This window comes from Burkholderia pseudomultivorans, assembly GCF_001718415.1.
GTDB classification, from domain to species: Bacteria; Pseudomonadota; Gammaproteobacteria; order Burkholderiales; family Burkholderiaceae; genus Burkholderia; species Burkholderia pseudomultivorans_A.
Window position 1 is genome coordinate 1,445,149 of record NZ_CP013377.1, and the last position, 23,586, is coordinate 1,468,734.

The following is a 23,586-nucleotide window of genomic DNA, read 5'->3' on the forward strand; positions in this document are numbered from 1 at the left end:
CCGAATCGGTACAACAAGCGCCGTTGCGAGCGACAGTCGACGCCCGGCACGGTCCTTCGGGCCGTCCGTTTTCCGGCGGGCGTCAGGCGCCCATTTCCTTCTTAACGGATCGTCATGAAAAAAAGCCGTTGGTCGATCGTCAGCATTGTCAGGTTAGGCATCGCCATACCGATCGCGCTGCTGCTGATCGCCTATGCATGGGGGTTGACGCGCGCCCACCTCGAGCTAGGCGGAAGCGAGCCGAATCAACGGATTCTGGGCCGGACGCTCGACGACGGGCAGCGTGCGATGGAGCAGGCCTGCACGGGTGTGGTGGCGGTCGGGCGGAGCGTCTGGCTGGTCGGCCGGCGCGAGTCCGACGACGACAAGGCCCGGCTTCGGGACGCCGTCAATCTCGACGCGCTGTTGCCGGCCGGTTCCACCCCGGATACCGGCGAGCGTGAGGTCTCGCAGGTTTCGCGGCTCGGCGACGATGGCGTGTTTCACACGATGGCCTATGTCAGCGGCTACGCGTGCCCGCTGCCTTCCGCCGACAAGACGAGCCTGCTGCTGCTGACCGGCGCCCACCTGCCGGAAGGCAACGACGGCCGGCCAGTTCAGACGGCTGTTTTCCGTGCGGACGAGCACGGTAAAGACTGGCGGATCGTTCCGGGCGGTTTCATGGCCGACGCGGAATGGCTGGCGTGGAGCCTCGATCCGTACTTCCATGGCAGCAACGATGTCTGGGCCGCGGGACAAGGACGGTTTTTCCATTCCTCCGATCAGGGCGCACACGCCGATGCGGTCGAAGGCACCGAGCGGCTTTGGGACGCGCCGTCCGGCACGCTGCCCCAGACGCCGGGAAGCGGCGGCGACACCGCGGCGCATTTGATCCAGTTCAACGATCGTCAGGCAACGGCGTGGGTCAGCCAGAGCTACTGGGACGGCACGAGCACGCTGCAGACGTTCACGCGCGAAGCGCAGTTGACGCGTCGCGACGGGCGCTGGGAGGTCGGCGACATCCGCACGACGCCGGGGCTCTACCTGTTCAAGGTGAAGGACAACGGTGCGGGCCGCGTGGTGGCGGAGTTGAGCCGCAGCAGCGATGCCGGCCACGAGCTGGCCGAACTCGGGCAAGACGGCCGCTCGTGGAACAGGCTCGGCGATCTGCCGAATCCGTTCTGGCCGCTTCCCGCTTCGACGATGATCCGGCCCAACCAGCAGACCAGCTTCTACGTCAGCGGGCCGGTCATACTCGTGACCACCATGAGCACGCACACGACCGCCCAGCTGACGGGCAAGGCAGCGCACATCGAAGGCAACGGGGTGTTTTTCTCGACCGATAGCGGCCGTCACTGGAAAAAGCTCGCCATTCCCGGCTATCTGGGCGTGCTGGGATTCGACGCGGACAGGAAGGCCGTCTACTGGAACAAGGGCAACGAGTTCGAGAACCGCGATCCGGCGATTTACGTCAGCGATCTGGCGCAGTGATGGCGGGCAGCAGACATCGCTGCGTGTCGGCGAAACTGCGCGGTCGCAGCTTCAATCGCGCGCGTGATTTCCTGTCGCGTCCTTGACGAAAACCAGCCGACTCCACATCACCGCCATGTGCCGGTTGCCGCGCTGAACCGATCCGGTCCGCTCGTTCATCGCCACGCGCAACCCGTGCATGCGCGCCAGCTGCACGGTTTCCTCGGCCGACACGTCGAACATCCTTCTGCCATCCGGAACCGGGCCGTGGCGCAACGTCATTCCCAGCATCGCGCCGTCGGCGAGCAGTGCGGCGACATTCGGCATCGCCCGGCGGCGCTCGTCTGCGTCGAGGTGCATCCACACCGCCGACAGCATCACGCAATCGAAGCTCGCGTGTCTCGCGCGCAGCACCGCCAGATCGGGCAGGCTGTCGTCGAGCCACTCGATCGAGGCCGACCGGTGCAACGCGATGCCGGCCGCGCGCAGCGCGTCCACCGGTTCGACCGCGACGACCGCATGTCCCATTGCCGCGAACCCGGCCGCGTCGGTGCCGATGCCGGCGCCGATGTCGAGCACGCGGCACGGGGCTTTCGGAACGAGCGGCAGAATCGGCGCATGGTGCTCGGCAAACGAGATGGCGCGCCATCGCTCGACGAGTATCGGCGCTTGTTCCGCATAACCTTCGGTGCCGCTCACGTTCACGGACATGCGCGTCTCCCGGGCGCCGGCGGTTCGCCCGGTTGGTCCCGACGAGCGGCGTGTCGCGTGTCAGCGAACTGCGGCAAACCGGCGTAGTCGCGCCTGAACCGGCTCGGCGCCACGCCCGTCCAGCGCACGAACGCGCGCCGGAATGCCTCCTCGCCGCCGAACCCGAGATGCGCGGCAATGCGCGCGACCGGCCAGTCGGATTCGCGCAGGCAGCGCCGCGCGGCCTCGGCCAGGCACTGCTCGCGCAGTGCGTGATAGCCGCAGCCTTCGGCCGCGAGCCGGCGCCGCAGCGTCGCTTCGCTGACGCCGAGCCACGCGGCCAGTTCCGCAAACGCCGGCAGCGCCTGTTCGCGCGCGAGCGCCGCCTCGACAAAACCGCGCACCTGCTGCGTCCATGACACGACGGCCGGCGCGGCATCGATCAGACGAAACGGAAAATCGACGACGAATGCATCGAGTTCGGCCGGCCGCCGGATCACGCGGGATTCGAGCAGCGCCGCGTCGAAGCCGAAGCCGTAGGTCTTGCGGCCGACCTCGACCGGCGCGTTGAACAGCCCGAGCAGCGGCACCGCATCGTCGCGGCGCGGATGGCCGAGCCAGACGTCGGCCGGCCGCAGCGGCTGCCCGATCAGCCAGCCGAACAACTGCAGGTAGCAGAACAGCCCGGTCAGGTCGACGAGGCAGGCGGCCGGGCTGCGCGTGCGGCGCAGCGAATCCATCCGGAACGCCGCGCGTGCGTCGCGCTCCGTCAGCGTCAGCCGGCCGGCGCGCGGCTGCAGCATCTCGCAGAACTCGGCCGCACAGCGGATCGCATCGGCCAGCGTCGCGCAGCTCAGCAGGCAGCGGCACATCAGATCGACTTCCTGCTTGCGCATCGGCGGATGGCCGTCGCCGCGCGCGACCTGCGCTTCGAGCCGTTCGATCGCGTCGCGATACAGCGCGACGAAGCCGCCCGATGTCGCGGCGTCCGCAGGTGCGGCCACGGAGGCGGTACGCACGGCGGGCGGTGCGCCGCTGCGCGTCAGTTCGCGCAAAAGGCGCGCACCGAAGCCCGGCAACGCGCGGCCGCCGGTCGGCAAGGCACGCTGTCTCATGAGTCTCCCGTTTTGATCGTCGCGACAGGGGGCGCTGAGCGGGCCGGTAGGGGCCCGCTCGCGGTCGCCACGCAAGAATGCTATCCAGCCGGGCCGCCCGCGGCCTCGCCGGAACGACGTAGGCAGGGCGATCCTGCCCGCCGCCACGCACGACCACGGAGACGACACGCGCATGATCCAGATCGTAGACGAAATCACGCTCGCGCCCGAGCGGATTGCCGACGTGCTTGCGCTGCTGCGCGAGCGCTATCTGCCGGGTCACGCGGCGCGCGGGCTGACGGCGGCCGGGCGCTGGGTGTCGCCGCCTGTCGCGGTGCCCGGGCACGCGAGCACGCTGTGGCTGACCTGGCACGTCGCCGACGCGCCGTCCTACTACCGCATGCGCGCGCTGGCCGATGCCGACACGGTCGCGTTCTGGGCCGCCGTCGACGCGGTGTGCGACGGGCGTCGTCGCCACGTGATGACGGACGCCAACGCGCCGCTGCCCGCGCTGACGGAGCTCGATCATGCGGCATGACACGGCGCAGGTTTTCGTTTCGGCGGAGCACGACGCGGATGCGGTCGCGTCCGCATTGCGCGACACCGCGCGGTCGCTGGCCGGCGTGAAGCGCGTGGCGCTCGCGCGCAATCTACCCGGCTGCTGGGGCGCGGGCGACTACACGCTCGACCTGGTCCGCGACGACGGCGCGCGCGACGCGGCGACGCACTTCGCGATGCTGGCCGAGCAGCCGGGCGTCGTGCGGATCGAGGTGGCCGCGTGCCGCCCGGTCGGCGGCGGCATGCGCGCGCCGGCGCTGCGAGACGGCGTCTGGCGCACGCTGATGCTACGCGTGCGGCCGCAGGCGAGCGATGCGCAGGTGGCCGCGCTCGAGCGCGAACTGTTGCAGATGCCCGCGTTCATGCGCGGCATCCGCAACTGGCGCCTGAGCCGGATCGAGCCGCCGGGCGCGTGGACGCACGTCTGGCAGCAGGAGTTCGCGCGCCTCGACGATCTGCTCGGCGAATACCTGATGCACCCGTATCACTGGGGCTGGGTCGACCGCCGGTTCGACGCCGAAAGCCCCGACTGGACCGTCGATGCGATCTCGCATGCGTTCTGTCCGCTCGCGTCGAGCCTGCTGGCCGACACGGCGGCGTAGCGCACGGCAACGACCGCCGCGCGCCCATCCGCCGCGCATCGCGCAGCGGCAATCATCCAACTGGAGACCCCACGATGCGAGCCCTTCTGATCGACCGCGTCGGCGATTCCGACGCACTGCGGCTGGCCGACGTCCCCGTGCCACGGCCGGGCCCCGGCGACGTGCTGATCCGCGTCGCGTACGCGGGCGTCAATCCCGCCGACTGGAAATGCCGCGAAGGCTATCTCGGCGCGTTCATGCAGTACACGTTTCCGTTCGTGATCGGCTTCGACGCGGCCGGCATCGTCGAGGCGGTCGGCGCAGGCGTCGACGGGTTCGCGCCGGGCATGCGCGTGTTCGCGCAGACCGACGTCGGCGCGGGACGATGGGGCGCGTATGCGGAATACGTCGCGGTGCGTCACGACTCGGTCGTGCGTTTGCCGGACGACACGAGCTTCGCGGCGGCGGCCACCGTGCCGACGCCCGCGCTGGCCGCATGGGCCGGCCTGTTCGACGACGGCGGGCTGCGCGCGGGGCAGACCGTGCTGGTCCACGGCGGCGCGGGTGCGGTCGGCACCTTTGCGATCCAGCTGGCCGCGCAGGCGGGCGCACGCGTCATCGCGACATGCTCGGCGCGCAATCGCGACACCGTCGAGGCGCTGGGTGCCGCGGCGAGCATCGACTACCGGGCCGCCGATATCGCGCAGGCCGTGCGCGCGTGGGCGCCCGGCGGCGTCGACCTCGTGCTCGACGCGGTTGGCGGCGACACGCTGCGCGATGCGCTCGACCTGCTGGCGCCGGGCGGCACGCTCGTCAACATCATGACGCTCGCGGCCGGCGACGCCGAACGACTCGCGACGACGGCCGCCGAAGCCGCGCGGCGCGGCCTGCGTACCGCGATGACCTACAGCCGGATGCCGAGCGGCGACACGCTCGCGAAGATCGCACGGCGCCTCGCGCGGCACGCGCTGCGCGTGCCGCGTTTCGACCGTTTCCCGCTCGAACAGGCGGCGCGCGCGCTCGATCTCGTTCAAACGGGCGAGGCGAAAGCGAAGCTCGTGCTGCAAGTTGCGGATATCGCAGGCTGAACCGCCTGCCAGACCCTCACCGGAGACATGATGACCGACCCCCGAACCCCGCTTCTGGCCGGCAAATGCGCGCTCGTGACCGGCGCGAGCCGCGGCATCGGCCGCGCGATCGCGCAGCGGCTCGCGTCCGAAGGCGCGACCGTCGTCGTGACGGCGCGCAGCCTCGCGCAAGCGGCGAGCGTCGCCGGCACGCTCGCCGAAACGGTCGCGCTGATCGAGCAGGCCGGCGGCCGCGCGATTCCGCTCGCGGCCGACCTGTCGAACGCGGCCGAACGCGATGCGCTCGTCGCGCGCGCGGCGCAGGCGGCTGGCGGTCTCGACATTCTCGTCAACAACGCGGGCGTCGCCGATTACGCCTGCGTGGACGCGATGCCGGCAGCGATGTTCGACACGACCGTCGACCATTACCTGCGCATTCCGTTCGTGCTGTCGCAGGCGGCGATTCCGCTGATGCGCGCCCGCGGCGCGGGCTGGATCGTGAACATCGGCTCGGTCACCGCGCTGCCGCCACTGCGGCCGTTCGACGACTTCGCGCGGGCCGGCGGCGCGACCGTCTATGCGGCGGTCAAGGCCGCGCTGTCGCGCTTCACGCAGGGCCTCGCGGCCGAACTCGAAGCGGACGGCATCGCGGTGAACCTGGTCGCGCCCAGCACCGCGATCCGCACGCCGGGCACCGCGCGATACATCCCCGAAGGCTATCCGACCGAGGACGTCGCGTATCTCGCCGAAACGGCGCTCGCGCTGTGCAGCGCGCCGGCGCGCGAACGCACGGGCCTGATCGCGCACAGCCTGCATTTCCCGCTCGCGCACGGGCTCGCGGTGCGTTCGCTCGACGGACGCACGCCGCTGCCGCCGCCGCCGATTCCCGCTTATGCGCATCCCCACATCGACCCGACAGGACTTTGACATGAGCGCTTCGCTTCGCTTCGACGGCGGCACCGCCGTGATTACCGGCGCGGCCAGCGGCATCGGCAGCGGGCTCGCGCGGCGCGCGGCCGCCCTTGGCATGCGCGTCGTGCTGGCCGACCTCGATCCGGCCGCGCTCGACGCGTTTGCCGCGACGCTCGATGCCGACGTGCTGTGCGTGCCGACCGACGTGAGCCGGCCCGAAGCCGTCGATGCGCTTGCGCAAGCCGCGTGGCAGCGCTTCGGCGGCGTCGATCTGCTGTTCAACAACGCGGGCGTGATGGCGACCGGCTTCAGCTGGGAAATCACGCCGGAACGTTTCGAGCGCAGCTTCGCGATCAACGTGCACGGCGTGATGAACGGCGTGCGCAGCTTCGTGCCGCGCATGCTCGCGCGCAATGCGCCGGCGCGCATCGTCAACACGGCGTCGGTCGGCGGCTTCCTGCCGAGCCCGCTGATGTCGCCTTATTCGGCGACGAAATTCGCGGTGGTCGCGCTGACGGAATCGCTGTACGGCGAACTGAAAATGCTCGGCGCGCCGGTCGGCGTGTCGCTGCTTGCGCCGGGCCCGGTGCTGACGGGCATCTTCAACGATCCGTTCGGCGACGCGCGCGATCGGCCCGAGGTGCGCGGATTCGTCGACACGATGCGCACGATGTTGAACGCACACGGGCTGACGCCCGACGCATTCGCCGAGCGCGTGTTCGACGGGATCCGCGCAGGGCGCTACTGGCTGATTCCGCAGCCCGAGACGATCGACGGCGCGCTGCAGCGGCGCACCGACGACATCCTCGCCGCGCGCGATCCGTCGCTGCCGGCGTTTTGACCTGAGCGACCGGCGTGGGCGACCAGCGTGGGCGACGGGCAAGGGCGGTCGTTTGCGCGCGCCGTTACAGCCGCGAGCCCGAGCGTGTGCGTCCGTCCGGGTCGCTGCCGCGATCGGGCGGCGTATTGTTCTGATCGATCTTCGCGAACACGAAACCGGCGGCGGGCAGTGCGCCGGGCGAGCGATGGGTCGCCCGCGCGACGTCATCGTGCGGTGGCGCGAACGCAGCGCCGGACGACGTCGCGCCCGGTTGAGCGAACGCCGAAAGGGAAACGGCCGTCAGGGCGGCGGCGACGATCGCGTGCGTATTCATGGCAACTCCTTCACGACAGATGCGGGACGACGCATTCAGTCTAGGCCGTGAACCTTAACGCGCCATGAAGGGCTCGAACCGAACGCCGCGCGCCGCGCGCCGTGTGCCGCCGACGCGGCGCTCAGGCCTGCGGTTGAGCGCCCGCGAGCGCGCAGAAGTTGTCGAGATCGACGTTGCCGCCGCTGATCAGCACGCCGATGCGCTTGCCTTTCAGCGCGTCCTTCATCCGTCGCGCGGCGGCGAACGACAGGCAGCCGGTCGGCTCGACGACAATCTTCATACGCGATGCGAAGAAGCGCATGCAGTCGACGAGCTCGTCGTCGGTCGCGGTGAGGATGTCGTCGACGTCGCGACGGATGATCGGGAACGTGAGCTGGCCGAGATGCTGGGTCTGCGCGCCGTCGGCGATCGTGCGCGGCGTGTCGATATGGACGATCGAGCCGGCGCGGAACGATTGCTGGCCGTCGTTGCCGGCTTCGGGCTCGACGCCGTACAGCCGCGCGTGCGGCGACAGCGCGCGCGTCGCGAGCGCGGTGCCCGACAGCAGCCCGCCGCCGCCGAGCGGCGTGAACACCGCGTCGAGCGGCCCGACTTCGTCGAACAGTTCCAGCGCCGCGGTGCCCTGGCCCGCGATCACGTCGGGGTGGTCGTACGGCGGGATCAGCGTGAGCCCGTGCCGTTGCGCGAGATCGCGCCCGATCTGCTCGCGATCTTCCGTGTAGCGATCGTAGGTCACGACCTGGCCGCCGTAGCCGCGCGTCGCGGCGATCTTCGCGGCCGGCGCATCCTGCGGCATCACGATCGTGGCCGGGATGCCGAGGATGCGCGCCGACAGCGCGATCGCCTGCGCATGATTGCCCGACGAGAACGCGACGACGCCGTTGCGGCGCTGCCCGGCATCGAGGCGCGACAGCGCGTTGAACGCGCCGCGGAACTTGAACGCGCCCATGCGCTGCAGGTTCTCGCACTTGAAGAACACCTGCGCGCCGAGCGCTTCGTCGACGGTCCGCGACGTCATCACGGGCGTGCGGCGGGCATGGCCTGCGATTCTCGCTGCTGCGGCGGCGACATCGTCGAACGTGGGGAGAGGCAATGAGTTCATCGGGTCTGCTCGTCTGAAAAGGTCGGTCAACATGCGCAGCGCGCACGCACGTCATTTCGCATCGTTGTACACCGTCGCGCGCGATACGCCCAGATGCTGCGACACGATCTCCATCGCGCGCCGCACGTCGAGAAAGCCGTCCGCCTTCAGCGTCTGCATCAGTTCGCGGCGCTGCTCGGTCTTCAGTTCGCGCGGCGTCGTCGCGAGGCGGGCCGCGAACGCGTCGATGCGCTGCCGCAGCGTGTCCGCGCCGGCCGGATCGAGCGTTTCCGCGACCGGCACGCCGTCCGCGCTGCAGAACTGGTTCAGGATGCCCTGGAAAGCGCGGAACAGCGTCGTGTCGGCATTCAGGCACAGCGCGGCGACGTAGCGCCCGGACGAATCCTTGATGCCGATCGACGTGCTTTTCGCGGTGCGGCCGTCCGCGAAGCGGTTCGGGTAGTTCGCCAGCACGGCGGGGAAATCGTCGTCGGCGATGCGGGCGAGGCCGAGTTCCGTCGCCGGATCGCCGACCGCGCGCCCGGACAGGTTGTTGTGAATCGCGAGAATCGCATGTTGCGGCGAGCGCAGGTCGTGCACGACGACCTCGGTGAACGGCGCGAACATCGCGCCGAGCCCTTCGGCGATGCGCTGCACCTGCTCGATCAGCGAGGCCTGTTCGGACTGCGCTTTTTTACGGGATCGGGTCATCGCGTGTTCGGGGCGATCGGAGAGAGAATGCTAGTTGACGGATTTTCCAATTATAGACGTTTTGTTTGGTTTGTGGCGAACACGGGAACCGGCCGCTCGCGATTGCGCTTTCGACGGGTGCGGATGGATCGGAACCGCGCACGGCGGTTCGCCCGGTAACGCTAGAATTGCGGTTTTTAGCCCGGAATACGTCCATGTCTTTTGCTTCGCTTGGCCTGATCGGTCCGCTGCTGCGCAACCTGCAGGACCTCAATTACCAGACACCCACGCCGGTGCAGGCCAAGGCGATTCCCGCCGTGCTCGGCGGCCAGGACGTGATGGCCGCGGCGCAGACCGGCACCGGCAAGACGGCCGGCTTTGCGCTGCCGCTGCTGCAGCGGCTGGTGCAGCACGGCCCGGCGGTGTCGAGCAACCGCGCGCGCGTGCTGGTGCTCGTGCCGACGCGCGAACTGGCCGAACAGGTGCTGCAAAGCTTCGTCGCGTACGGCAAGGGGCTCGACCTGCGCTTCCTGGCCGCGTATGGCGGCGTGAGCATCAACCCGCAGATGATGAAGCTGCGCAAGGGCGTCGACGTGCTGGTCGCCACGCCCGGCCGCCTGCTCGATCTGAATCGCCAGAACGCGGTGCAGTTCGACCAGGTCCAGACGCTGGTGCTCGACGAAGCCGACCGCATGCTGGACCTCGGGTTTGCGCGTGAACTCGATGCCGTGTTTGCGGCGCTGCCCGCGCGACGCCAGACCCTGCTGTTCTCGGCGACGTTTACCGACGATATCCGCGCGATGGCGGCCAACATTCTGCGCGCGCCGGTCAATATCAGCGTCAGCCCGCCCAATGCGACGGCCAGCAAGATCCGGCAGTGGGTGGTGACGGTAGACAAGCGCAACAAGCCCGAGCTGTTCATGCATCTCGTTGCCGAAAACAACTGGGATCACGCGCTGGTGTTCGTCAAGACCCGCAGCGGCGTCGATTACCTCGCGGCGAGGCTGGACGAAGCGGGCTATGCGGTCGACACGATCCACGGCGACAAGCCGCAACCCGCGCGCCTGCGCGCGCTGGAGCGCTTCAAGCAGCGCGAGGTCAGCATGCTGGTCGCCACCGACGTGGCGGCGCGCGGCCTCGATATCGACGACCTGCCGCTGGTGATCAACGTCGATCTGCCGATCGTCGCGCAGGACTATGTGCATCGCATCGGCCGTACCGGCCGCGCGGGCGCCAGCGGCGTGGCGGTGTCGCTCGTGTGTGCCGACGAAGCGCCGCAACTGGCCGCAATCGAGGCGCTGATCCGGCAAACGCTGCCGCGCGAGGAGGAGCCGGGTTTCGAAGCCGAACACCGCGTGCCGCAAACCAGCGCGACGGGCCAGATCGTCAAGAAACCCAAGAAGCCGAAGAAGCCCAAGCTGCCGCAAGCCGCACCGGCTGCGCCGAAGGCGTCCGGCAAGAAGGCGCACCCGCACGGCGGCAATGGCGACAACAAGCGCAAGCCGGCGGCCGCGATCCCGGACGTATTGAAGGGCAGTCCGTTCAGCGTGCAGAAGCCTCGCGGCAAACCCGCCGGCAAGCCCTCCGGCAAACCCGCCGGCAAGCCCGCCGCGGGTTCACGCAAGCCGGCCGGCAAACCGGCTGGCGGACGCGGCAAGCGCCAGCCCTGATCCGCGCGTACGCAAGCCATCAGCGCCTGAACGGGCTGGCGGCTTGCGGCTCGCAGCCGACCGCGCACACCCGCGTGCGCGGTCTCGACCGCTACACCTACCCGCGCACCGCCTTCACGACGTACTGGCTCGTCGGCACCACGTCGATCTTGTCGAAATCGATGAAGCGCGCGCAGCTGTCCATCATCTCGGCCACGTTGCGCTGGAACTTCGCTTCGTCGCCGACGGCATCGAAGAATGCGTGCGGATCGGTCATCGCGGCGGCCGGGAAGCATTCCTCGACGATCGCATCGTAGCCGGGCGCCGCATGCGTGAGCGCGCGCACAACGACGTTCTGCACATACAGGAAATTGTCCTGCGTATCGATCGCGACACGCGTGTGATGGCAGTGCCACACGTCGAGCCACGCTTCGTGCGTAAGGCGCGGCGGCCGCTTCAGGAACGCGAGCTGCGAGAAGCCGCTGGTGCGTTCGCCGGCGCGCGCCGGAAAGCGCGTGTTCGGAATCGGCTGCGATTCGGTGACGAGATACGCGGCCATGTGCGGGACGCTCGCCCTCACCGCCTCGTCGAACGGCTGGCGAAACATCGCGTTCGCGCTGTCGAGCCACACCGCGACGATGCCGTCGATGCCCGGATGCGTATTGGTCTGCTTCAGGCCCGCGGCCGGCGCGACGTCGGCATCGGCGACGTTGACCTGCACGCCGTGCGCGCCGAGCGACAGCAGCCTGTCGGCGAGCTGCGCGCGCAGCGTGCGGCTCCATCGATCGGGCTCGATCTGCGCGTCGCGCCACAGCACGTAAATGACTTTTTCCATGATTCCGGCTCCAGAGAGGAATGGCGGGGACGACCGCATGGCCGCCGGGTGGGTCAGGGCGCGACGATCTGCGCGCCGGCCGCGAAGCGGTTTGCCGTCAGCGAGAACGACGGCGGAATCGGCGACGTGACCGTCTCGAACAGGCGCTCGTGACGCGTCGCGTGGATGCGCCACACGCCGTCGCGCTTCACGTACTGGTCGTCGTAGAACGCGGTGCCGTGCAACAGGTAGTTATCCTCGAGATTGATTGCGTGGTCCTCGAGGAACCACACGCCGCACGCATGATCGGCGGACACCAGCGTGAGCTCCGGATGATGGCCGTGATGCATTGTCAGGAAGGTCGGCTTGCCGATCAGCGCGCGCAGGCTCGATACGAATGCGTCACGCCCGTCGTATGCATACCGGCCGCCGTACAGGCGCGCTTCGCAATCCTCGGTCAGGCATTGCGCGAGCAGCGACCAGTCGTGCGTATCGACCGCGCGGAAATATCGGTACTTGAGCTGGCGGATCTGCTCGTATTCATGGAGCGTGCGGGTCGTGTCGTCCATCGTCGGTCTCGTGGTGAGGTCGTTCGATGGTAGGAACGAAGCCGCCCGCATCACATCGTCTGTTCGGACGAACGCCGTGCCGTACGTCGGTGTCGTCCGAACGGGTGATGGCCGGCGCGGTACGCGGCGGTAACGTGGCGTCGACGCGGCCGACGATCCGCGCGATCGAATCCAAGGAGACGGCATGACCCCCATCGAACGCATCGAGACACGCATGCGCAGACTCGAGGACGCCGACGCGATCCGCCGGCTGAAGGCGCGCTACTTCACCTGCTGCGACCGGAAGGACCCGCAAGGCATGCGCGACTGCTTCGCGCCCGGCACCGTGCAGATCGACTATGGCCGCATCGGCAGGTTCGACAACCGCGACGCGCTGGTCGAGATCTTCACGCGGCTCGGCTGCCACCCGCACATCGTCGAGATGCACCACGGCGTGAACCCCGACATCACCGTGCTCGACGACACGCATGCGCGCGGCACGTGGGGGCTGCACTATCAGATGATCGACACGGCCGCGCGCACGCTCACGCAGCTCGGCGCGTACTACGACGACGAATACCGGAAGGTCGACGGCGAATGGAAGATCGCGGGCACGCGCTGCGTCGTCACGTCTACGCTGTCGGCCCGCTACGCAGGCGACGCGCCGGGCGTGCTGTTCGCCGGCGTGCAGCCGCCGGCCGCCTGAGCGGCGCGTCGCCCCATACCGATCCACAGGAGACATCGAACATGACACAGAACCAGCACGCGCCGGTGGCCGTCGTGACGGGCGCGTCGCGCGGCGCGGGCAAGGGCATCGCCCGCGCGCTCGGCGCGGCCGGCATGACCGTCTACGTGACGGGGCGCTCGCAGAAGGACGGCGATGCGCCGCTGCCGGGCACGATCCACGACACCGCGCGCGAGATCGACGCGCTCGGCGGCCGCGGCATCGCGGTGGCCTGCGATCACGCGGACGACGCGCAGGTCGAGGCGCTGTTCGAACGCGTCGGGCGCGACAGCGGACGGCTCGACATCCTCGTCAACAACGCGACCTATCTGCACGACCAGCTGATCCTGCCGGGCCCGTTCTGGGAGAAGTCGCTCGACCTCGTGAAGATCCTCGACGTCGGGCTGCGCTCGGCCTACGTCGCGAGCTGGCATGCGGCGCCGCTGATGGCGAAGCGCCGCAGCGGGCTGATCGCGTTCACGTCCTCGTTCGGCGCGAGCTGCTACATGCACGGCGCCGCGTATGGCGCGCAGAAGAGCGGCGTCGACAAGTTCGCGAAGGATATGGCGGTCGACCTGAAGCCGTACGACGTCGCGGCCGTGTCGATCTGGATGGGACCGCTGCGCACCGAGCGCACGACACGCGTGTGGGACGAGCATCCCGACCTGTACAAGGAATTCTCGCTGGTCGCCGAAAGCCCGGAGTTCACCGGCCGCGTGATCCATGCGATCCATGAAGATCCGCAGCGCATGGCGCTGTCGGGACAGGTGCTGGTCGGTGCGGAAGCGGCGCTGCGATACGGGATCGCGGATCTCGACGGCAGGCAGCCGCCGTCGTATCGCGAACTGCTCGGCGGCCCCGTGCAGGCGCATCCGGCGATCGTCGCATAAGGGGCGCGCATGGGCATCCTGAACGGCAAGGTCGCGCTCGTGACGGGCGCGGGGCAGGGCGTCGGCGAAGGCGTCGCGCATGCGCTCGCGGCCGAAGGCGCGCAGGTCGCGGTGGTCGGCCGCACGCGCGGCAAGCTGGTGACGACCTGCGACGCGATCCGCGCGCGCGGCGGCGTCGCGGAACCGTTCGTCTGCGACGTGATGGACGCCGCGCAGATCGCGCGCTGCGTCGATGCGGTCGTCGAGCGTTTCGGCGGCGTGCAGATCCTGGTCAACAACGCGCAGGTCGTGCCGCTCGGCCGCCTGCTCGACGTGACCGACACGGATTTTCTTGCAGGGCTCGAATCGGGGCCGATCGCGACGCTGCGCATGATGCGCGCGTGCCATCCGCATCTGAAAGGCGACGGCGTGATCGTCAATTTCGCGTCGTCGGCCGCGGTGCGCTGGGATGCGTCGGGCTACGGCGCATATGCGGCGACCAAGGAGGCGATACGTGCACTCACGCGTGCGGCCGCATGCGAGTGGGGGGCGGACGGCATACGCGTGAACGCGGTCGCGCCGCATGCGTTGTCGCCGGGACTGAAGGGCTGGATCGACGCGAATCCGCAGGAGGCGGCCGCGTTCTTTCGGACGATTCCGCTCGGCCGCGTCGGCGACTGCGAGCAGGACATCGGGCGCGCGATCGTGTTTCTCGCGAGCCGCGACGCCGCATATCTGACCGGCGCGACGCTGCCGCTCGACGGCGGGCAGGCGTACTGGGGCTAAAGGCGAGGTCGCTTCGCCAATCGCGTGTCGGGCCGCACCTGCGCGCATGCGCATGGCGACCGGCAACCGGCATTGACAGGGGAACAGAATGGGACGGCTGGAAGGAAAGGTGGCGATCGTCACCGGCGGCGCACGCGGGATGGGCGAGGCGACGTGCAGGTTGTTCGTCGCCGAAGGCGCACGCGTCGTGATCGGCGACGTGCTCGAGGCGGAAGGCACGGCGCTCGCGCGCGAACTCGGCGACGCCGCGCGTTTCATGCGGCTCGACGTCGCCGACGAAGCGAACTGGGCGCGCGTCGCCGACGCGACCGTCGAGCAGTTCGGCCGCATCGACGTGCTCGTCAACAACGCGGCCGTGCTGATGTTCGGCGCGATCACCGAGTTGTCGAAACGCGATTTCGAGCGGGCCGTATCGGTCAATCTGGTCGGCACGTTCGTCGGCATCCGCACGGTCGCGCCGCAGATGATGGCGCAGCAGCGCGGGTCGATCGTCAATATTTCGTCGGTGGACGGGCTGCGCGGCGTCAACGCGCTCGCCGCCTACGTGTCGAGCAAATGGGGCGTGCGCGGGCTGACCAAGGTCGCGGCGCTCGAACTTGGCCATCGGGGCGTGCGCGTGAACTCGATTCATCCGGGCGGCGTGAACACCGTGATGTCGAATCCGACCGGCGCGCCGCTCGACGAGATCAACCCGCACTATGCGAACGTGCCGCTGCAGCGCATCGGCCTGCCCGACGAAATCGCGCGGGCGACGCTGTTTCTCGCGAGCGACGATGCGTCGTACTGCAACGGCGCGGAACTGTCGGTCGACGGCGGGATGGCCGCGGGTGCGTATTACCCCGGATTGCCCGGCGCACCTTTTTGAGCGCCGACGCCCGGCATGCGTCCGCGCGGGATGTTTGTGTACGCAACCTAATTCAGGGTTTGCCTGAGTAGCGAAAACACGGAGAAGGCCGATGCACGTTCGCGCGGCGCACGCGCGAATCTGCAGCGGAGAAATTTGCCGCTTTCGCGAAACCCTTGGCGCACGGTCGTTCCAGCGATTTCTTCGGCCGGCGGCGAGTGCGCCGATCGCGTAAAAAGAACCTGTCTGCAACCCGCGTGCCGGTTCTACGTCACAGTTGTTTCTTGTTGCAACGCAACGCGCGTGCAATATCGGCGATGGTATGCTGGCCCTCATGGAAGTTGTACGGCAGGTTGCTTGCATGGCGAAACTCGCGTTCGCACCCTCTAAAGAGACATCGCTTCTTCTCTCTCGCCTCGCGGCATCGACACGCGCTCCGCTCGCGCGTCCCGTCCTGCGCGTCGCCGCAACCTGCGCTCCACCCCCATTCCCCATCTGGCGGGCTCGCCCCGCATCCCCCATCCCCGCCCAATAATCTGGAGACATGCTCATGTCGCAAAACAATCTGGCCGAAGCGACGCACGGCCCGCTGATCGCTCCCCCGGCTTTCGTCAAACATCGCGGGCTGATCGACTGGGTCGCGCGCATTGCCGCGCTCACGGAGCCCGACCGCATCGTATGGTGCGACGGCTCGCAGGAGGAAAACGACGCGCTGTGCCAGGCGATGGTCGACCAGGGCACGCTCAGGCGCCTGAATCCGGCGAAGCGCCCGAATTCGTATCTGGCGCAGTCCGATCCGTCCGACGTCGCGCGCGTCGAGGACCGCACGTTCATCTGCGCGGAATCGGCCGACGACGTCGGCCCCACCAACAACTGGATCGCGCCGGCCGAAATGCGCGAGACGCTCGACGGCCTGTTCCGCGGCGCGATGCGCGGCCGCACGCTGTATGTCGTGCCGTTCTCGATGGGCCCGCTCGGCTCGCCGATCGCGCACATCGGCGTCGAGCTGTCCGACAGCCCGTATGTCGCGGTGAACATGCGGATCATGACGCGCATGGGCCGCGACGTGTACGACGTGCTCGGCGAGGACGGCGAATTCGTGCCGTGCGTGCACAGCGTCGGTCATCCGCTCGAAGCCGGTCAGCAGGACGTGCCGTGGCCGTGCAATCCGGTCAAGTACATCGTGCATTTCCCCGAGACGCGCGAGATCTGGAGCTTCGGTTCGGGCTATGGCGGCAACGCGCTGCTCGGCAAGAAATGCTTCGCGCTGCGCATCGCGTCGACGATGGGCCGCGACCAGGGCTGGCTCGCCGAACACATGCTGATCCTCGGCGTGACGTCGCCGGCCGGCAAGAAGTATCACGTCGCGGCCGCGTTCCCGTCCGCGTGCGGCAAGACCAACTTCGCGATGCTGATTCCGCCGCAGGGCTTCGACGGCTGGAAGGTCACGACGATCGGCGACGACATCGCATGGCTGAAGCCGGGCCGTGACGGCCGCCTGTACGCGATCAATCCGGAAGCGGGCTTCTTCGGCGTCGCGCCGGGCACCGGCGAGAAGACCAACCCGAACGCGATTTCGACGCTGAAGGAAAACGTGATCTTCACGAACGTCGCGCTGACCGAAGACGGCGACGTGTGGTGGGAAGGGCTCACCGACACGCCGCCCGCGAAGCTGACCGACTGGCAGGGGAATCCGTGGACGCCCGAGCTCGGCAAGGCAACCGGCCGCAAGGCCGCCCATCCGAATTCGCGCTTCACCGCGCCGGCCGCGCAGTGCCCGTCGATCGACGCGGACTGGGAGAACCCGGCCGGCGTGCCGATCGATGCATTCATCTTCGGCGGCCGCCGTTCGACCACCGTGCCGCTCGTCACCGAAGCGCGCGACTGGGTCGAAGGCGTGTACATGGCCGCGACGATGGGCTCCGAGACGACCGCGGCGGCGGCGGGCCAGCAGGGCGTCGTGCGACGCGACCCGTTCGCGATGCTGCCGTTCTGCGGCTACAACATGAGCGACTATTTCGCGCACTGGCTGAAGCTCGGCAAGCAGCTCGAAGGCGCCGGCGCGACGCTGCCGAAGATCTATTGCGTGAACTGGTTCCGCAAGGATGCGAACGGCAAGTTCGTGTGGCCGGGCTTCGGCGAGAACATGCGCGTGCTGAAGTGGATGCTCGACCGCCTCGAAGGCAACGGCGGCGGCAGCGAGCATGCGTTCGGCGTGTCGCCGTCCTACGACGACCTGCACTGGGACGGGCTCGATTTCACGCGCGCGCAGTTCGACGCGGTCACGTCGATGGACGCGAACGAGTGGCGCGAAGAGCTGAAGCTGCATGCGGCGCTGTTCGATACGCTGAAGCAGCGGCTGCCCGGCGAATTGATCGACACGATGAAGAAGATCGAGCAGCGCATCGACGCCTGACGGCGATCCGTCGCGCTTGCTGACGTCCCGTTGCCGGCACGCAATGCCGGCGGCGGGACGTTTTCGTATCGGCGTGCGGTTCGCCGCGCATGAAGGCAACGGCTACATTGCGCCGCAGTGCGCGACGACTTCGTCGACCGCGCGCTGCACGTCGCCGCGCCGGTAGCGCAGCAGCGCGAGTTCGGCCGGATCGGGCTCGTACGACACCACGTTGCCGCGCCCCGTATAGATCGCGATGTCGGGCAGCAGCGGGTGCTCCCGGTCGAGCGACGGCACCGGCTGCGGATTGCCGGCCGCGCGGAAGAACGCCGCGAAATAGTCGGCAAAGCTGAGATTCTCGTCGCCGACCAGATAGGCGTGGCCCGCTTCGCCGCGCTGCAATGCGCCCCAGATCGCTTCGGACAACGATCGGGTCGAGATGAAGTTGCTGCCGCCGGCCGGGCCGTATACGGGCAGGCCCGCGAGCTTGCCCTGCGCATAGCCGGTGTACGCGGCGAACATCTCGTTGCGCAGGCCGGGCACCGATCCGACGACGAACGGCGCGTTCACGCTGCATACCGCGAACGTCGGCGTCGCGAGCGCGCGCACGCGCTGGTCCGCGAGATGGCGCGAACGCACGTACGGCACCGTGTCGACGAGCGCCGGCGCGACCTGCGGATAGAAGCTGCCGACCAGCACCGCGCGCCCGACGCCCGCGTCGCGCGCGAGCGCAAAGAAGCGCGGCACCGCATCGACGTTCGCGCGTTCCCAGTGAGCTGCTTCGTCGGTGCCGGGCGGCAGGTGGCGGATGTCGTTGCCGGCCGCGAACACGATCGCGTCGAACGGTGCGAGATCGTCGCGCGTGAAGTCGCCGGCCACGTAGTCGCGCAGCAGCACGTCGAACTGCGCGAGTGCGCTGCCGGCCGCGGGCGGCTTGCGCGCGGCGAGCGTCACGTGGTTGCCCTGCGCGTGCAGGTGCAGCGCGGCGTGGCCGCCGATCAGGCCGGTGCCGCCGATGATCAGGATCTTCATGAAGTCTCCGTTGGGCGCGCGGACGCGCCGCCTTCCGTGGTCAGAAATCGAAGCCGTTGCCCGTGACGACGGGCAGGTTCGTCCAGAAGCCGTTCGGGTCGCGATACCAGCCGGCCGCCGCGAGCGCGCCGCCGTCGACGTGCAGCGTCGTGCCGGTGATCCAGGCGGCGAGCGGGCTGGCGAGGAACAGCGCGGCGCCTGCGATGTCGCCGGCCGCGCCGAAGCGTCCGAGCGGAATCCAGCGCGGGATGTGGTCGCGGTGCTCGGCCGCGACCATCGCGCCGACCGGCACCTGCGGCGTCTCGGTGGTCTCGGGCGCGATCTGGTTCACGCGGATGCCGGCCGGCCCGAGTTCGAGCGCCAGGCTTTTCGTGAAGCCCGTCAGCGCGGCCTTGAACGACGCGTAGATGGTGCAGTTCGGAATCGCGCGAAAGCCCTCGATCGACGACACGCCGACGATGCTGCTGCCCGCGCCGCGTTTGCGCAGCAGCGGCAGCATCGCGCGCGTGACGATGAATGCCTGTCGCAGGTTCACGTCGAACAGTCGCGCGATATCGTCGTCGGTACAGTCGTCGAACGGCTTCGCGATCTGCAGGAAGTCGCCGACGTTGTTGACGAGCACGTCGAGGCCGCCGAAGCGCGCATCGATCGCGCGCGCGAATGCGTCGACCTGGTCGCGGCGCGTGACGTCGACGGTCTGCACCAGCGATTCGACGCCTGCCGCTTCGAGCGCGTGCCGGACGTCCTGCGCGCGGGCGGCGTCGATCTCGGCCACCGCGACGCGCGCGCCGGCCGCGCCGAACGCTTCCGCGCACGCACGGCCGATGCCCGCGCCGCCGCCGGTGATCAGCACGGTCCTGCCGGTGTATGAAATCATCGATACGCTCCTTCGAACGGGTAAACGTCAAGCGCCGCGGCGACGAGCCGGCGCGCGCTCATGCGGCGTCCGGCGCGCGGCCGGCTTTCACCGCGTCGAGCGCGGCCGTGCCGTAGAGCTGCGCGATCGTGTCGTCGACGCGCGGGTTCGTGCGCAGTTCGTGCCCGCCGTCGACCGCGAAGCTCTGGCCGGTGACCCAGCCCGACTCGGGGCCCGCGAGATAGCGCACCGCGTGCGCGATCGCTTCGGGTTCGCCGAGCGTGCCGAGCGGGATCTGTTCGAGAAACGCGTCGACGAGCGCGCGGTTGTCGAACATCGGCGCGGTCGCTTCCGAGCGCGTGAGGCCCGGACGCACCGCGTTCACGCGGATCCGCGCGCCGGCCAGTTCCTCGGCCGCGCCGCGCACGAGCGCTTCGAGCGCGGCTTTCGCGGCGCAGTACGCGCTGAGCCAGCGGAAGTTGATCCGCGCGGCCGTCGACGAGATGCAGACGATCGCGCCGCCGCCGCTGTCGGCGAGCCGCGGTGCGGCATGACGGATCGCGACGAACGCACTGTGCAGGTTCAGGTCGATTTCGGCGCGAAAGCTGTCGGCGTCGTGCATCAGCAGCGGCCTGAAGCCGGCGCCGCCGACCGTCGGCACGGCGATGTCGAGCCGGCCGTTCAGCGCCCATGCGGCGTCGAGCGCGCGCTGCAGATCGTCCGCGTCGCAGGCGTCGCCCGCATGGATCGCGACGCGGCCGCCCGGCACCGCGTCGGTCAGCTGCCGCTGTGCGCGTTCGAGCGCGTCGCGGCGGCGGCCGGTCAGCACGACGGCTGCGCCGTCCGCGAGCAGCGCGTGCGCACAGGCCGCGCCGATGCCGCCGGCGCCGCCCGTCACGAGCGCGGTCCGGCCGTCGAGGGGAAGCGAAGCGCGCATCGTTCAGCCCTCCAGCGGCAGGTCTTGCGACCAGTCGACATGCAGCGTGCGCGCGGCGAAACGCCACGTGCCGCCGTCGAACACGCAGCGGTCGCGGTAGCGCAGCCCCCAGTCGAGCTTGCGCCTCACGCCGTCGCGCACGTAGACGTGGCACGCGACGCCGTAGGTCTCGACCTCGGCCGCGCCGCCGTCGAGCGTGACGAGCTGGTTGTGCACGTGATGCTGGGTGGTCTCGTAGCGCGCGATCGCGTTCATGCCGGCGACGATCGCGTCGCGATCGTCGAACCGGAAGCCGGGCCCGGCGAGCTGCGCATCGGGCGTAAACAGCGTCGCGAGACGCGGCCAGTCGCGACGATCGACGGCCTGCGCATAGCGGCACGCGAGTTCGTACAGCGCGTCGCGAGGAGGTGAATCGGTCATGCCGTACTCCCGTGAAAGAACGGAAAAAACGGAAAAGATCGGACGGATGCACCGCGAATGCGGGATGCCGACGCGCAGGTTCGCATCGGCCCGCACGCGGCTCATCATCCATACGGAGCAGGTTGCCGGTCGGGGAAAACACCGGGGAAGCGCCACCGCGCGACGGGATGGTGCAATGCTGCAGCCTGCATGCCGCCCGCGTTCGACGCTCGCCGCGACCGACGGAACAGGGCGCGGCAGCGCCGCGCGATTCGATCGGACGAATCGGCGTGGGCTCGGCATGCTGCGACGCGCCACGACGCCGTGCAGGCACTCAGCGTTTGTCCTTAGTCGAAACGGACGATGGCCCGCGGGAAGCGGATCGCTAATGTGCAGTCATCCGGCGCTGCAGCGACATGCCGGACCCGCACCGCACGCGCGGCCAATCGGAGGGGACGACGATCATGAGACTCACGAATCGCAAGCTGGGCGTATTCGCGGCGGCCACGCTCGCCGCCATGGCGTTGGCGCGTTACGGAGCCGACCAGGTGCCGTCGCCGCCGTATGCGGCCGGCATCCTGCAATGCCGGTCGGTCGACCAGAACGGCCTGCCGAGCGGTTGCGTGCCGATCGATCCGTCGCACTTCGGTTTCGCCGCGTTGCGCGGCATGTAACGCAGGGACGCGGCCGCACCTCGCCGGACGATGGCGGGAGCGCGTGCGGCTCGCACGGCTCACGGCCACGCGCGCATCGCGACACGTGGCCGTCGCTGCGACGGCCGCACGTCCGCATCACCGGCTCGCGCATGCACGAGCCGCTTTCACGGCGTCGCGCGCTGCGCCGACGCCTCGTCATCCACGCGTCGCCCGACGTATCCCGGCGGCGCGGCTCGTCGATTTCCTTCACGCCGACTCATTTTCATGTCATCCGAATACTCCCTGACTCGCCCCCTGAACGCCCGCGACGTGCGTCGCTGGGATGCCGAACACGACGTCGTGATCGTCGGCTTCGGCGCGGCCGGTGCGTGCGCGGCGATCGAAGCCGCCGGCGCCGGCGCCGACACGCTGATCGTCGAGCGCGCCTCGAGCCACGGCGGCACGAGCGCGCTGTCGGGCGGCGAGATCTACCTCGGCGGCAGCGGCGGCACGCCCGCGCAGCGGCAGGCCGGCTTTCGCGACGAAACCGCGGATTTGTACCGCTACCTGATGCTGGCGGGCGGCCCCGACGTCGACGAAGCGAAGGTGCGGCTCTATGCGGACCAGAGCCTCGCGCATCACGACTGGCTCGTCGCGCAGGGGCTCACGTACAAGAACACCTTCATCGCCGAGCGGATCGTCGAGCCCGAAACCGACGACTGCCTGATCTGGTCCGGCAGCGAGGAGGCCTGGCCGTTCAGCGAGGCCGCCAAGCCGTGTCCGCGCGGCCACACGCCGCAATGGCCGGGCTGGGGCGGCGGGCAGATGCTGATGCGCGTGCTGGCCGAGCGCGTGCAGGCGCTCGGCGTCGCGACGCGCTACGACACGCGTGCGCTCGCGCTGATCGTCGACGACGGTGGCGCGGTGTGCGGTGTCGTGCTGCGCGCGTATGGCGAGACGGCCTGCGTACGCGCGCGGCGCGCGGTGATCCTGTGCGCCGGCGGCTTCGCGATGAATCGCGACATGGTGCGGCAGCATGCGCCGCAATTCCTGCGCTCGGACGAACCGATCGGCAGCCCCGGCGACGACGGTTCCGGCATCCTGCTCGGCCAGAGTGCGGGCGGCGCCGCGATCCACATGGACCAGGGCTTCGTGAGCCTGCCGTTCTATGCGCCCGAGTCGCTGATCCGCGGCATTTTCGTGAACGCGCGCGGACAGCGCTTCATCAACGAGGACGGCTACCACGGCCGGACCGGCCATTACGCGTTCCACCAGGCCGGCGACCGCATCTACCTGCTCGTCGATCAGGCGACGTACCAGGCGCCGCCGGCCATCGCGCGGATCGGAATCGCGGCTGCGGGCGAGACGTGGGACGAAGTCGAGCGCGACCTGCAGATGCCGGCCGGCACGCTGACGGCGACCGTGGAAGTCTACAACCGGCATGCGGCCGAAGGCGTCGATCCGCTGTTCCACAAGGCGGGGAAGTGGCTGAAGCCGCTGATCGAGCCGCCGTTCGTCGCGCTCGACTGCCGGATCGACTATGCGTTCTATCCGCATTTCACGCTCGGCGGGCTCGATACGCTGCCGACCGGGCAGGTCGTCGACGCGACGCGTGCGCCGGTGCCGGGCCTCTACGCTGCCGGCCGCACCGCGTGCGGGCTGCCGCGCTGGGGCGCCGGCTACAGTTCGGGACTGTCGCTGGCCGATGCGACCTTCTTCGGCCGGCAGGCCGGCCGTCACGCCGCGCAGGCGGCGCGCGACGCGTTGCGCAGCGCCGCGTAGCCGCGCTTCAACGCGCTTCACCGCGCGTCACGATTGGCGA

At 69.3% G+C, this 23,586-nt stretch carries 25 protein-coding genes; 14 read left to right on the forward strand and 11 right to left on the reverse strand.

Going from position 1 to position 23,586, the window contains the following annotated elements; translation table 11 throughout:
• Window positions 1–114 precede the first annotated feature (114 nt).
• Window positions 115–1,470 (forward strand): hypothetical protein, encoded by a 1,356-nt coding sequence (locus WS57_RS06135; RefSeq protein ID WP_069243892.1) that lies wholly within the window; start codon window positions 115–117, stop codon window positions 1,468–1,470.
• Window positions 1,471–1,521: 51 nt separating this feature from the next.
• Here WS57_RS06135 and WS57_RS06140 read toward each other — a convergent pair whose 3' ends face one another.
• Both WS57_RS06140 and WS57_RS06145 read right to left on the reverse strand, forming a co-directional pair.
• Entirely contained in the window at window positions 1,522–2,160 is a 639-nt protein-coding gene (locus tag WS57_RS06140; protein WP_009694279.1) for a class I SAM-dependent methyltransferase, read from the reverse strand.
• Window positions 2,151–3,254, reverse strand: a complete 1,104-nt coding sequence (locus WS57_RS06145; protein WP_081337584.1) for a helix-turn-helix domain-containing protein — start codon at window positions 3,252–3,254, stop codon at window positions 2,151–2,153. The genes WS57_RS06140 and WS57_RS06145 overlap by 10 nt, the downstream gene beginning before the upstream one ends.
• Window positions 3,255–3,426: 172 nt before the next feature.
• Here WS57_RS06145 and WS57_RS06150 point away from each other — a divergent pair, with 172 nt between their 5' ends.
• The 5 genes from WS57_RS06150 (at window position 3,427) to WS57_RS06170 (ending at window position 7,192) form a co-directional block, all read left to right on the forward strand.
• Window positions 3,427–3,771, forward strand: a complete 345-nt coding sequence (locus tag WS57_RS06150; protein ID WP_069243893.1) for a hypothetical protein — start codon at window positions 3,427–3,429, stop codon at window positions 3,769–3,771.
• Window positions 3,761–4,393 (forward strand): Dabb family protein, encoded by a 633-nt coding sequence (locus WS57_RS06155; RefSeq protein ID WP_059517171.1) that lies wholly within the window; start codon window positions 3,761–3,763, stop codon window positions 4,391–4,393. Before WS57_RS06150 ends, WS57_RS06155 begins: the two co-directional genes overlap by 11 nt.
• A 74-nt stretch (window positions 4,394–4,467) precedes the next feature.
• Window positions 4,468–5,460, forward strand: a complete 993-nt coding sequence (locus WS57_RS06160; RefSeq protein WP_059605689.1) for an NADP-dependent oxidoreductase — start codon at window positions 4,468–4,470, stop codon at window positions 5,458–5,460.
• 30 nt (window positions 5,461–5,490) lie between these two features.
• Complete coding sequence (locus tag WS57_RS06165; protein ID WP_069244345.1) at window positions 5,491–6,366, forward strand: SDR family NAD(P)-dependent oxidoreductase; 876 nt, start codon at window positions 5,491–5,493, stop codon at window positions 6,364–6,366.
• A gap of 1 nt (window position 6,367) precedes the next feature.
• A complete protein-coding gene (locus WS57_RS06170; protein WP_059517162.1) occupies window positions 6,368–7,192 on the forward strand; it encodes an SDR family NAD(P)-dependent oxidoreductase in 825 nt (274 codons plus the stop codon).
• 64 nt (window positions 7,193–7,256) lie between these two features.
• On the opposite strand, the gene WS57_RS06175 is transcribed toward WS57_RS06170, so the two are convergent.
• From WS57_RS06175 to WS57_RS06185, 3 genes are all read right to left on the reverse strand, one after another.
• A complete protein-coding gene (locus WS57_RS06175) occupies window positions 7,257–7,505 on the reverse strand; it encodes a hypothetical protein (protein ID WP_009692804.1) in 249 nt (82 codons plus the stop codon).
• A gap of 121 nt (window positions 7,506–7,626) precedes the next feature.
• A complete protein-coding gene (locus WS57_RS06180; RefSeq protein WP_059605692.1) occupies window positions 7,627–8,607 on the reverse strand; it encodes a threo-3-hydroxy-L-aspartate ammonia-lyase in 981 nt (326 codons plus the stop codon).
• Window positions 8,608–8,658: 51 nt separating this feature from the next.
• Window positions 8,659–9,297 (reverse strand): helix-turn-helix transcriptional regulator, encoded by a 639-nt coding sequence (locus tag WS57_RS06185; protein WP_059605693.1) that lies wholly within the window; start codon window positions 9,295–9,297, stop codon window positions 8,659–8,661.
• Window positions 9,298–9,491: 194 nt separating this feature from the next.
• Between WS57_RS06185 and WS57_RS06190 the strand changes: the two genes are divergently transcribed.
• Complete coding sequence (locus WS57_RS06190; protein WP_069243894.1) at window positions 9,492–10,946, forward strand: DEAD/DEAH box helicase; 1,455 nt, start codon at window positions 9,492–9,494, stop codon at window positions 10,944–10,946.
• A gap of 97 nt (window positions 10,947–11,043) precedes the next feature.
• Here WS57_RS06190 and WS57_RS06195 read toward each other — a convergent pair whose 3' ends face one another.
• Window positions 11,044–11,760: an EthD domain-containing protein gene (locus tag WS57_RS06195; protein ID WP_069243895.1), complete on the reverse strand. Its 717-nt coding sequence runs from the start codon at window positions 11,758–11,760 to the stop codon at window positions 11,044–11,046.
• A gap of 53 nt (window positions 11,761–11,813) precedes the next feature.
• On the reverse strand, window positions 11,814–12,308 hold the full coding sequence (locus WS57_RS06200; protein ID WP_059517150.1) for a nuclear transport factor 2 family protein: 495 nt from the start codon (window positions 12,306–12,308) through the stop codon (window positions 11,814–11,816).
• A 184-nt stretch (window positions 12,309–12,492) separates the two neighbouring features.
• Between WS57_RS06200 and WS57_RS06205 the strand changes: the two genes are divergently transcribed.
• The 5 genes from WS57_RS06205 to WS57_RS06225 all read left to right on the forward strand — a co-directional run bounded on the left by WS57_RS06205 (window position 12,493) and on the right by WS57_RS06225 (window position 17,926).
• Complete coding sequence (locus WS57_RS06205) at window positions 12,493–12,993, forward strand: nuclear transport factor 2 family protein (RefSeq protein ID WP_069243896.1); 501 nt, start codon at window positions 12,493–12,495, stop codon at window positions 12,991–12,993.
• Between the two features lie 41 nt (window positions 12,994–13,034).
• Entirely contained in the window at window positions 13,035–13,901 is an 867-nt protein-coding gene (locus WS57_RS06210) for an SDR family NAD(P)-dependent oxidoreductase (protein ID WP_069243897.1), read from the forward strand.
• A 9-nt stretch (window positions 13,902–13,910) separates the two neighbouring features.
• Window positions 13,911–14,666 (forward strand): SDR family NAD(P)-dependent oxidoreductase, encoded by a 756-nt coding sequence (locus tag WS57_RS06215; protein WP_059480332.1) that lies wholly within the window; start codon window positions 13,911–13,913, stop codon window positions 14,664–14,666.
• Window positions 14,667–14,754: 88 nt separating this feature from the next.
• A complete protein-coding gene (locus WS57_RS06220) occupies window positions 14,755–15,531 on the forward strand; it encodes a glucose 1-dehydrogenase (protein ID WP_059517146.1) in 777 nt (258 codons plus the stop codon).
• 529 nt (window positions 15,532–16,060) lie between these two features.
• Window positions 16,061–17,926, forward strand: a complete 1,866-nt coding sequence (locus tag WS57_RS06225; protein ID WP_069244346.1) for a phosphoenolpyruvate carboxykinase (GTP) — start codon at window positions 16,061–16,063, stop codon at window positions 17,924–17,926.
• A 102-nt stretch (window positions 17,927–18,028) separates the two neighbouring features.
• On the opposite strand, the gene WS57_RS06230 is transcribed toward WS57_RS06225, so the two are convergent.
• From WS57_RS06230 to WS57_RS06245, 4 genes are read right to left on the reverse strand one after another with little or no spacing between them, the layout of a single operon-like run.
• On the reverse strand, window positions 18,029–18,937 hold the full coding sequence (locus tag WS57_RS06230) for an NAD-dependent epimerase/dehydratase family protein (RefSeq protein ID WP_059517144.1): 909 nt from the start codon (window positions 18,935–18,937) through the stop codon (window positions 18,029–18,031).
• Between the two features lie 40 nt (window positions 18,938–18,977).
• Window positions 18,978–19,814, reverse strand: coding sequence for an SDR family NAD(P)-dependent oxidoreductase (locus WS57_RS06235; protein ID WP_069243898.1), 837 nt, complete (start codon window positions 19,812–19,814; stop codon window positions 18,978–18,980).
• Between the two features lie 58 nt (window positions 19,815–19,872).
• A complete protein-coding gene (locus WS57_RS06240; RefSeq protein WP_069243899.1) occupies window positions 19,873–20,730 on the reverse strand; it encodes an SDR family NAD(P)-dependent oxidoreductase in 858 nt (285 codons plus the stop codon).
• A 3-nt stretch (window positions 20,731–20,733) separates the two neighbouring features.
• On the reverse strand, window positions 20,734–21,150 hold the full coding sequence (locus tag WS57_RS06245; RefSeq protein ID WP_040131724.1) for a nuclear transport factor 2 family protein: 417 nt from the start codon (window positions 21,148–21,150) through the stop codon (window positions 20,734–20,736).
• A gap of 443 nt (window positions 21,151–21,593) precedes the next feature.
• Here WS57_RS06245 and WS57_RS06250 point away from each other — a divergent pair, with 443 nt between their 5' ends.
• Window positions 21,594–21,803, forward strand: coding sequence for a hypothetical protein (locus WS57_RS06250; protein WP_040131725.1), 210 nt, complete (start codon window positions 21,594–21,596; stop codon window positions 21,801–21,803).
• A 246-nt stretch (window positions 21,804–22,049) separates the two neighbouring features.
• Window positions 22,050–23,546: an FAD-dependent oxidoreductase gene (locus WS57_RS06255; RefSeq protein ID WP_069243900.1), complete on the forward strand. Its 1,497-nt coding sequence runs from the start codon at window positions 22,050–22,052 to the stop codon at window positions 23,544–23,546.
• The last annotated feature ends 40 nt before the right edge of the window (window positions 23,547–23,586 follow it).

Bases quoted from the DNA above. Each gene is read 5' to 3' on its own strand.
- WS57_RS06185 (WP_059605693.1), bottom strand. From the start codon at position 9,297: ATGACCCGATCCCGTAAAAAAGCGCAGTCCGAACAGGCCTCGCTGATC.
- WS57_RS06250 (WP_040131725.1), top strand. From the start codon at position 21,594: ATGAGACTCACGAATCGCAAGCTGGGCGTATTCGCGGCGGCCACGCTC.
- WS57_RS06165 (WP_069244345.1), top strand. From the start codon at position 5,491: ATGACCGACCCCCGAACCCCGCTTCTGGCCGGCAAATGCGCGCTCGTG.
- WS57_RS06205 (WP_069243896.1), top strand. From the start codon at position 12,493: ATGACCCCCATCGAACGCATCGAGACACGCATGCGCAGACTCGAGGAC.
- WS57_RS06215 (WP_059480332.1), top strand. From the start codon at position 13,911: ATGGGCATCCTGAACGGCAAGGTCGCGCTCGTGACGGGCGCGGGGCAG.
- WS57_RS06235 (WP_069243898.1), bottom strand. From the start codon at position 19,814: ATGATTTCATACACCGGCAGGACCGTGCTGATCACCGGCGGCGGCGCG.
- WS57_RS06190 (WP_069243894.1), top strand. From the start codon at position 9,492: ATGTCTTTTGCTTCGCTTGGCCTGATCGGTCCGCTGCTGCGCAACCTG.
- WS57_RS06150 (WP_069243893.1), top strand. From the start codon at position 3,427: ATGATCCAGATCGTAGACGAAATCACGCTCGCGCCCGAGCGGATTGCC.
- WS57_RS06255 (WP_069243900.1), top strand. From the start codon at position 22,050: ATGTCATCCGAATACTCCCTGACTCGCCCCCTGAACGCCCGCGACGTG.
- WS57_RS06140 (WP_009694279.1), bottom strand. From the start codon at position 2,160: ATGTCCGTGAACGTGAGCGGCACCGAAGGTTATGCGGAACAAGCGCCG.
- WS57_RS06135 (WP_069243892.1), top strand. From the start codon at position 115: ATGAAAAAAAGCCGTTGGTCGATCGTCAGCATTGTCAGGTTAGGCATC.
- WS57_RS06180 (WP_059605692.1), bottom strand. From the start codon at position 8,607: ATGAACTCATTGCCTCTCCCCACGTTCGACGATGTCGCCGCCGCAGCA.
- WS57_RS06195 (WP_069243895.1), bottom strand. From the start codon at position 11,760: ATGGAAAAAGTCATTTACGTGCTGTGGCGCGACGCGCAGATCGAGCCC.
- WS57_RS06170 (WP_059517162.1), top strand. From the start codon at position 6,368: ATGAGCGCTTCGCTTCGCTTCGACGGCGGCACCGCCGTGATTACCGGC.
- WS57_RS06230 (WP_059517144.1), bottom strand. From the start codon at position 18,937: ATGAAGATCCTGATCATCGGCGGCACCGGCCTGATCGGCGGCCACGCC.
- WS57_RS06210 (WP_069243897.1), top strand. From the start codon at position 13,035: ATGACACAGAACCAGCACGCGCCGGTGGCCGTCGTGACGGGCGCGTCG.
- WS57_RS06155 (WP_059517171.1), top strand. From the start codon at position 3,761: ATGCGGCATGACACGGCGCAGGTTTTCGTTTCGGCGGAGCACGACGCG.
- WS57_RS06245 (WP_040131724.1), bottom strand. From the start codon at position 21,150: ATGACCGATTCACCTCCTCGCGACGCGCTGTACGAACTCGCGTGCCGC.
- WS57_RS06175 (WP_009692804.1), bottom strand. From the start codon at position 7,505: ATGAATACGCACGCGATCGTCGCCGCCGCCCTGACGGCCGTTTCCCTT.
- WS57_RS06220 (WP_059517146.1), top strand. From the start codon at position 14,755: ATGGGACGGCTGGAAGGAAAGGTGGCGATCGTCACCGGCGGCGCACGC.
- WS57_RS06160 (WP_059605689.1), top strand. From the start codon at position 4,468: ATGCGAGCCCTTCTGATCGACCGCGTCGGCGATTCCGACGCACTGCGG.
- WS57_RS06240 (WP_069243899.1), bottom strand. From the start codon at position 20,730: ATGCGCGCTTCGCTTCCCCTCGACGGCCGGACCGCGCTCGTGACGGGC.
- WS57_RS06225 (WP_069244346.1), top strand. From the start codon at position 16,061: ATGTCGCAAAACAATCTGGCCGAAGCGACGCACGGCCCGCTGATCGCT.
- WS57_RS06200 (WP_059517150.1), bottom strand. From the start codon at position 12,308: ATGGACGACACGACCCGCACGCTCCATGAATACGAGCAGATCCGCCAG.
- WS57_RS06145 (WP_081337584.1), bottom strand. From the start codon at position 3,254: ATGAGACAGCGTGCCTTGCCGACCGGCGGCCGCGCGTTGCCGGGCTTC.